The sequence below is a fragment of the Lactobacillus delbrueckii subsp. delbrueckii DSM 20074 = JCM 1012 genome (assembly GCF_001433875.1).
GTDB lineage: Bacteria > Bacillota > Bacilli > Lactobacillales > Lactobacillaceae > Lactobacillus > Lactobacillus delbrueckii.
In genome coordinates this window covers 21787-28938 of the sequence record NZ_AZCR01000016.1, presented here as the reverse complement: position 1 = coordinate 28938, position 7152 = coordinate 21787, and the positions used below count along the sequence as shown (strand labels likewise).

General features: G+C 50.7%; 5 protein-coding genes and 1 pseudogene. 3 read left to right on the top strand and 3 right to left on the bottom strand.

What is annotated here, in order from left to right; genetic code table 11:
- Positions 1–145: 145 nt before the first annotated feature.
- The 3 genes from ptsP to FD23_RS04055 all read right to left on the bottom strand — a co-directional run bounded on the left by ptsP (position 146) and on the right by FD23_RS04055 (position 2446).
- Positions 146–1873 (bottom strand): phosphoenolpyruvate--protein phosphotransferase, encoded by a 1728-nt coding sequence (gene ptsP / locus FD23_RS04065; protein ID WP_052933581.1) that lies wholly within the window; start codon positions 1871–1873, stop codon positions 146–148.
- Complete coding sequence (locus FD23_RS04060; RefSeq protein ID WP_002877930.1) at positions 1873–2139, bottom strand: phosphocarrier protein HPr; 267 nt, start codon at positions 2137–2139, stop codon at positions 1873–1875. The genes ptsP and FD23_RS04060 overlap by 1 nt, the downstream gene beginning before the upstream one ends.
- 106 nt (positions 2140–2245) lie before the next feature.
- Complete coding sequence (locus FD23_RS04055; protein WP_002877932.1) at positions 2246–2446, bottom strand: hypothetical protein; 201 nt, start codon at positions 2444–2446, stop codon at positions 2246–2248.
- A gap of 168 nt (positions 2447–2614) precedes the next feature.
- Between FD23_RS04055 and FD23_RS04050 the strand changes: the two genes are divergently transcribed.
- The 3 genes and pseudogenes from FD23_RS04050 (at position 2615) to FD23_RS04040 (ending at position 7140) form a co-directional block, all read left to right on the top strand.
- A complete protein-coding gene (locus FD23_RS04050; RefSeq protein ID WP_052933580.1) occupies positions 2615–4810 on the top strand; it encodes an ATP-dependent Clp protease ATP-binding subunit in 2196 nt (731 codons plus the stop codon).
- A 123-nt stretch (positions 4811–4933) separates the two neighbouring features.
- Positions 4934–5212: a DUF1827 family protein gene (locus FD23_RS04045; RefSeq protein WP_025896000.1), complete on the top strand. Its 279-nt coding sequence runs from the start codon at positions 4934–4936 to the stop codon at positions 5210–5212.
- Positions 5213–5502: 290 nt separating this feature from the next.
- Positions 5503–7140: pseudogene (locus FD23_RS04040) on the top strand (multicopper oxidase family protein).
- Positions 7141–7152 lie beyond the last annotated feature (12 nt).

The following is a 7152-nucleotide window of genomic DNA, read 5'->3' as shown; positions in this document are numbered from 1 at the left end:
CGCATTTACCGGCGTAGATAGTCAAAATCTGCCAGATGTTATGGTAAGTGTTCAATTTATTCTTGCAATTGGCGTTTCTTTTAAATTTCTTAATTAAGCAAGCAAAAAAGCGGTCAGCTCACGCTAATCGCTTTTAATTTGCTCTTTACTTGTCAGCCATCAAGTTCTTAACCAGTTCGATGTTATCTTCGTTGGTCAATGATTCCTTGGTTGCCTTGTCAGCCAGGCTGGCGAGTTCTTCAGTCGAGAGCTTCTTCATTTCGTTTCTGATCCGCAGAATTGAAGTTGCGCTCATTGAGTATTCGTCTAAGCCCATGGAAAGCAGGATTGGGAACATGATTGAGTCACCAGCTGCTTCACCACACATCCCGCACCAGATACCAGCTTCGTGAGCTGAGTCGATCGTGTGCTTGATGAGGCGGAGAACTGACGGGTTGTATGGCTGGTAGAGGTAAGAAACGTTTTCGTTGCCCCGGTCAGCAGCCATAGTGTATTGGATCAAGTCGTTGGTCCCGATTGAGAAGAAGTCGACTTCCTTGGCAAATTGGTCTGCCAGAACGGCAGCTGCCGGAACTTCGATCATCATGCCGACTTGCAGGTCGTCGCCAACCTTGACGCCTTCCTTGACCAGCTTGTCCTTTTCTTCAGCCAAAACAGCCTTGGCTTGGTGAAGTTCGTCCAAAGTACCGATCATTGGGAACATGATCCCCAGCTTGCCGTAAGCTGATGCTCTCAGCAAGGCACGCAGCTGGGTGCGGAAGATTTCCTTGTTTTTCAAGGACAGACGAACGGCCCGGATACCCAGGAATGGTTTCATTTCTTCTGGCAGGTCCCAGTAGGACAGGTGCTTGTCGCCACCGATGTCCATAGTTCTGATGACAACCTGCTTGCCGTTCATGCCTTCCAGAACCTTCTTGTAGGCTTCAAACTGGTCTTCTTCAGTTGGGAAGTCGTTTGAGTTCATGTACAAGAATTCAGTTCTGAACAAGCCGACTGCTTCAGCACCGTTTTCCAAAACGCCAGCCAGGTCGTCTGGAGTACCGATGTTGGCAGCGATCGTGAAGTGCTTGCCGTCAGCAGTTACTGATGGTTCGTCCTTCAACTTCCGCCATTCAGCCTTTTGCTTAGCGAAGTCGTCGCCCTTCTTGCGGTAGTCAGCCACTTGTTCTTCGCTTGGTTCAACGATAGCCACCCCATCCAAACCGTCAGCGATCAGCATTTGGCCGTTTTCTACAGAAGTGGTGATCTTTTCAGTCCCGACAACAGCTGGGATTTCCAAAGACCGGGCCATGATGGCTGAGTGGGCAGTCCGGCCGCCCAGGTCAGTTACGAAGCCCTTAACGTACTTCTTGTTCAATTGTGCCGTGTCACTTGGCGTCAAGTCTTCAGCCACCAGAACTACTTCGTGGTCGATGCTTGCCAAGTTAGGCAGTTCCTTGCCCAGCAAGTGCGCCATGATCCGCTTTGAAACGTCGCGGACGTCAGCTGCACGTTCTTGCATGTAGGCATTGTCAGTCATGCTTTGGAATATAGTGATGAAGTTTTGGGCAACTTCATCCAAAGCTGCTTCACTGTTGACAGCGTCGCTCTTGATCTTGGCGCTGATCTGGCCAGTGAATTCAGGGTCTGACAGGAACATCAAGTGGGCGTCAAAGACTTGCGCTTCTTCTTCACCCAAGCTTTCTGCGGCAACCTTGCGGATGCTTTCCAATTCAGCTTGTGATTCGGCAACTGCCTTATCGAAGCGGGCTACTTCAGCTTCCACGTCAGCAACGGACTTCTTTTCAAAAGAAAGGTCCGGTTCGACCAGGAGGTAGGCTGGAGCAACAGCAACGCCGTCACTGGCTGCTATACCCCTCAAAGTTTCAGTCATTATTCAGCCAAACCTTCTTTTGACATAGTTTCAGCAATAGCTGCGATAGCTTCCTTTTCGTCATCGCCTTCAGCGCTGATAGTTACGTCTGCACCTTGGCCAACACCCAATGACATTACGCCCATGATTGACTTAAGGTTAACTGACTTACCGTTGTATTCAAGGTTGATGTCTGAACCAAACTTTGAAGCAGCTTGTACCAACAAGGTAGCTGGACGAGCGTGAATACCAGTTTCAGCGATAATGTGAAATTCTTTCTTTTCCATCGTAAATTATCTCCTTTAAAAATCAAGAATTGGATACCAAAGTACCGTCTCTTTTAAAGAATAACATGTTTTCGAGGTCAATACAACTTAATTGTAAATGTTTCCATTAATATTTGGGCTTATTCTCTATCGAAGTATAGGTAATAACCCCGCCGCGGCCGGCCCGGCCGGTGATTTTCTTGTTTTTTCCGTAGTTGCGCAGGCTCTGCTGGAAAGCAAACGCATCTTCCGGGTCCTTCTGCGGGTCGATCTGGTACTCCAGCAAGTCGCCTGAGACCAATTTCTCCAAAATATCAGTATAGTCCATATTAATGTCACAACCTCCTGTCCATTATTTTAGCGCAATTTTTTGTCAAGATTAAAGGAAGAAGTCTCAAAGGCCGGCTATTTTCTCCCCTGAGTCTTAGCACTTGACTAATTAGAGTGCTAAGCTCTATAATTTAGGCAGAGCTTTGATGAAAGGCGGTATTTTAACATGTTGTGTCAAAACTGTCACCAACGGCAGGCCTCGATACATCTTTACACGAAGATCAACGGCCAAAACAATGAAATCAACTTATGTCAGCAATGCTACCAAGAGTTAAGGAATCAACAAGGCAATCAAATGAATAATAACAACTTTTTCGGCGACTTTGACGACCTCTTCAATGCTTTGAACGGGCAGTCAAATGGCGCAAACCGTTACAACAACCAAAATCCATTCGGCCCGACCCCGGGCCGGGGCGGCAATGGCGGCGGCCAGTCCCTTCTTGACCAGTTCGGGACCGACTTAACAGCTCTGGCCAAGAAGGGCAAGATCGACCCAGTTATCGGCCGGGACCGGGAAATCGCCCGGGTAATTGAAATCCTCAACCGGCGGACCAAGAACAACCCAGTCCTGATCGGGGAAGCCGGGGTCGGCAAGACCGCGGTCGTTGAAGGCCTGGCCCAGGACATCGTGGACGGGTCAGTTCCAGCCAAGTTACAAAACAAGCGGATCATCTCCCTCAACATGGTTTCCATGGTCCAAGGGACCGGGATCCGGGGCCAGTTTGAGCAAAGAATGCAGCAGCTGGTCAAGGAACTGCAGAGCCAGCCGGACATCATCCTCTTTATCGACGAAATCCATGAAATCGTCGGCGCCGGCAATTCTGAAGGCGGCATGGACGCCGGCAACATCATCAAGCCGGCTCTGGCCAGAGGTGAGCTGCAGTTAGTCGGGGCTACGACTATCAAGGAATTCCGGGAAATCGAAAAGGACTCCGCCCTGGCCCGGCGCTTCCAGCCAGTTGAAGTCAAGGAACCAAGCATCGACGAGACAATCAAGATCCTCAAGGGGATCCAGAAGCGCTACGAGGACTACCACCACGTCAAATACACTGACGACGCCATCGAAGCCGCCGTCAAGCTGTCTGCCCGCTACATCCAGGACCGCTTCCTGCCAGACAAGGCCATCGACCTTCTGGACGAAGCCGGGTCAAGAATGAACCTGACCATCCCTTACATCGATGAGGAAAAGATCCAGGAAAGAATCGACGCGGCTGAGAAGCTCAAGCAGGATGCCTTGAAGAACGAAGACTACGAAAAGGCTGCCTACTACCGCGACCAGATCGAAAAATACGAGAAGCTGAAGGACCAAAACGTCGACCCGGACAAGACCCCAACCATTACGGCCAAGGTCATGGACAAGATCGTGGAAGAAAAGACCAACATCCCGGTCGGCGACATCCAGGCACAAGAAGAAAACCAGCTGATCAACCTAGCCAGCGACCTCAAGGCTAAGGTTATCGGCCAGGACGAGGCCGTTGACAAGGTGGCCCGGGCCATCAGAAGAAACCGGATCGGCTTCAACAAGTCCGGCCGGCCAATCGGCTCCTTCCTCTTTGTTGGCCCGACCGGGGTCGGCAAGACCGAGCTGGCCAAGCAGCTGGCCTTGAAGATGTTCGGCAGCGAAGACGCCATGATCCGCTTCGACATGTCCGAATTCATGGAGCAATACTCCGTCTCCAAATTGATTGGGTCTGCCCCGGGCTATGTCGGCTATGAAGAAGCCGGCCAATTGACCGAACGGGTCCGCCACAACCCATACAGCTTGATCCTTTTGGACGAAGTTGAAAAGGCCCACCCGGATGTTTTGAACCTCTTCTTGCAGATTCTTGACGACGGCCGCTTGACCGACTCACAAGGGCGGACTGTTTCCTTCAAGGACACGATCATCATCATGACCTCAAACGCCGGCCAGGGAATCAAGACGGCCAACGTAGGCTTCGCGGCAGAAAACAACAAGAATGAAGCTGAAGAAACCCGCAAGGTGATGAGCCAGTACTTCAAGCCGGAATTCCTGAACCGCTTTGACGACATCATCCAGTTCCACCCATTGAGCAAGGGCAACCTCCTGCAGATCGTCAACCTCCTTTTGGACAAGACCAACGCCATGGTCAGCGACCAGGGCCTGCACATCAAGGTTACCGACGCGGCCAAGGACAAGCTGGTTGAGGAAGGCTACGATCCGGAAATGGGCGCTCGTCCGCTTCGCCGGGTCATCCAAGAAGAAATTGAAGACAAGGTGGCCGACTACAAGCTGGACCACACTGAAGCCAAGCAATTAGTGGCGGACTTAAAGGACGGGGAAATCACGATTTTCGAAGAAGTTCCCGCCCTGCCAGTCACTGAAGCAAGCAAAGAAAAATAACTATCTCTGAGCATCTGAGCAGAAAAAACAAGGATTATCCAAAAAGGATCCTTGTTTTTTCTTGAATGCGTTATAATGAAAGTGAGGGGAATATCAGAGACAAATAGAAACGGGTGAAGTTTTATGCACTTAATTGATGTCACTAATAGCTATGCCGAATTAGTTCACAGTCAGCTAAATACTACGAGCGTGAACTATGTGAAAGTTTACTCCTTAGGCAACACTACCGTAGTTTATACCGAAAGCCCAATCGCCATCGAGATCGTTCTGGAAAACCACCACCGCAAGATCCGCGAGGAAGAACTCGAATTTGTAATCAAGCGGCTGATTCCCGACCAGACCAGCTATCAGCTTACGGTTGACAAGCTCCGCCGGGTCGTCGAAATCCACGTTGACAAGTAATCCCTGCAAAAAGAGCCCACTGGGCTCTTTTTTTCTTCCCTGTCTTCTTCCCTTACTCTTTTCAGCAAAATTCAAAAAATACTTGTTTTTTAGCAAAATTACAGATTAACTTGCGAAAAACAGCCCTTTTTTCAAAAAAATTGTCAAAATTGACCTATGTCAATTTTTTTATAAAAAATAGTTCTATAATCTGCTTTGATCACTGGAAAGCGCTTTTAGAAAAGAAAGTGAATATGTAAAAAGCAGCAATTTTAAACTGTTGATTTAGTAAAAATAAGGAGGCACTGATCATGGCAGTTTATCCGGATTACTTTTATTCTGAAAAAGACTTTGATAAGAGCCACATGGGCTACAAGCCGCTGACCATTCCAGCTAGCGTTGAGGCCCAGCCTTTGGCCGTTCCCCCGCTTTTAGCGCCGGACAAGGTTGACGGCAATGACATCTACTACACCATCGAGGCCCAGGAAGGCGAAAGCCAGATCCTGCCAGGCAAGAAGACCAAGACCTGGGGCTACAACGCTCCCCTTTTGGGCCAGACCCTGGTAGTCAAGACCGGGCAAAGAGTCCACGTGCGTTTGAAGAACAGCCTGCCTGTCCTCACTTCATTCCACTGGCACGGCATGGAAGTTCCGTGACCAATTACTGACGGCGGCTGCCACGCCCCAGTATACCCTGGCGAAGAAAAAGACATCGAATTTACGGTCAAGCAGCCAGCCGCTCTGACCTGGCTGCACGCCCACCCATGTCCGTCAACGGCCATGCAGGTCTGGATGGGCCTGGCCATGGGGGTTGTGGTTACTGACGACAACGAAGCCCGCCTGCCGATTCCAAGGAACTACGGGGTTGACGAATTCCCGATCATCCTGCAAGACCGGACCTTCCACGACAACCAGCTCGACTACCGGGCTGACTACGACCCGATGGGGGTCTTTGGTGAAGTGCCTTTGATCAACGGCGTGGTCCGTCCTTACGTTGACGTGACGACCCAAAAGGTCCGTCTCCTCTTCTTGGGCGGGTCTGACCGCCGGGAATGGCGCCTGCACTTTGAAAACGACTTGACCATGACACAAATCGGCGGGGACGACTCCTTCCTCAGACACCCGATTGACGTTAAGAAGCTTTTGATCGGGCCAGGAGAAAGACAACAAGTCATCGTTGACTTTGCCGGCTACAAGGAAGGCGACGTTGTCAGCCTCTACACTGACTACTTCAAGCTGGTTGAATTCCGCATCCACGCCTTTGAAAAAGACGACCGTGAACTGCCATTCAACATCTTCACTCCGGACGACCCGGCTGTGAACAGCGAATCGCCAGTCCGCCACGTAACCATGGACGACCACGACAAGATCAACGGTCTCCGCTTCTCCATGGAAAAAATCGACATGAAGCAGACCTTGAACTCAGTTGAATACTGGGACGTAACCAACACCAACAACTCTGCTTCAGGGATGCTGCATCCCTTCCACATCCACGGGGCCCACTTCCTGGTTGTTTCCCGCAACGGGCAAAAGCCTAACCCGAACGAAATCAATGTCTACAATGACACTATTGAAGTCGGCCCAGGCGAAACTGTCCGCCTGAAGGTCTACTTCCAAAACGCCGGGGTGTTCATGTACCACTGCCACATCATCGAGCACGAAGATGCCGGCATGATGGCCCAGATCCAAATCGTTGACCCGAAGGATCCGGACAAGACCTACAAGCTGATGGACATGGAAACCATCACCAACGCCTTTGCAGAAGAAATGGGCGTTGAACCAGGCGAAGTCTTCATGCCAGGGATGGACGTTGAAGACATGGACATGGGTGCCTGCTTCCACGCGGCTGAAGCTTCGACCAGCCGCCGCTTGGTCGAAGCCGTTACTGCCGCTTCAAGAGCAGGTCATGAAGGCCACCACGACGCGACCAGCGGGGCCAGCCACCACTAAAAAACTTGTAGG

Excerpts from the sequence above, each read along its gene's own strand:
- ptsP (WP_052933581.1), bottom strand. The coding sequence starts at position 1,873 with ATGACTGAAACTTTGAGGGGTATAGCAGCCAGTGACGGCGTTGCTGTT.
- FD23_RS04060 (WP_002877930.1), bottom strand. The coding sequence starts at position 2,139 with ATGGAAAAGAAAGAATTTCACATTATCGCTGAAACTGGTATTCACGCT.
- FD23_RS04055 (WP_002877932.1), bottom strand. The coding sequence starts at position 2,446 with ATGGACTATACTGATATTTTGGAGAAATTGGTCTCAGGCGACTTGCTG.
- FD23_RS04050 (WP_052933580.1), top strand. The coding sequence starts at position 2,615 with ATGTTGTGTCAAAACTGTCACCAACGGCAGGCCTCGATACATCTTTAC.
- FD23_RS04045 (WP_025896000.1), top strand. The coding sequence starts at position 4,934 with ATGCACTTAATTGATGTCACTAATAGCTATGCCGAATTAGTTCACAGT.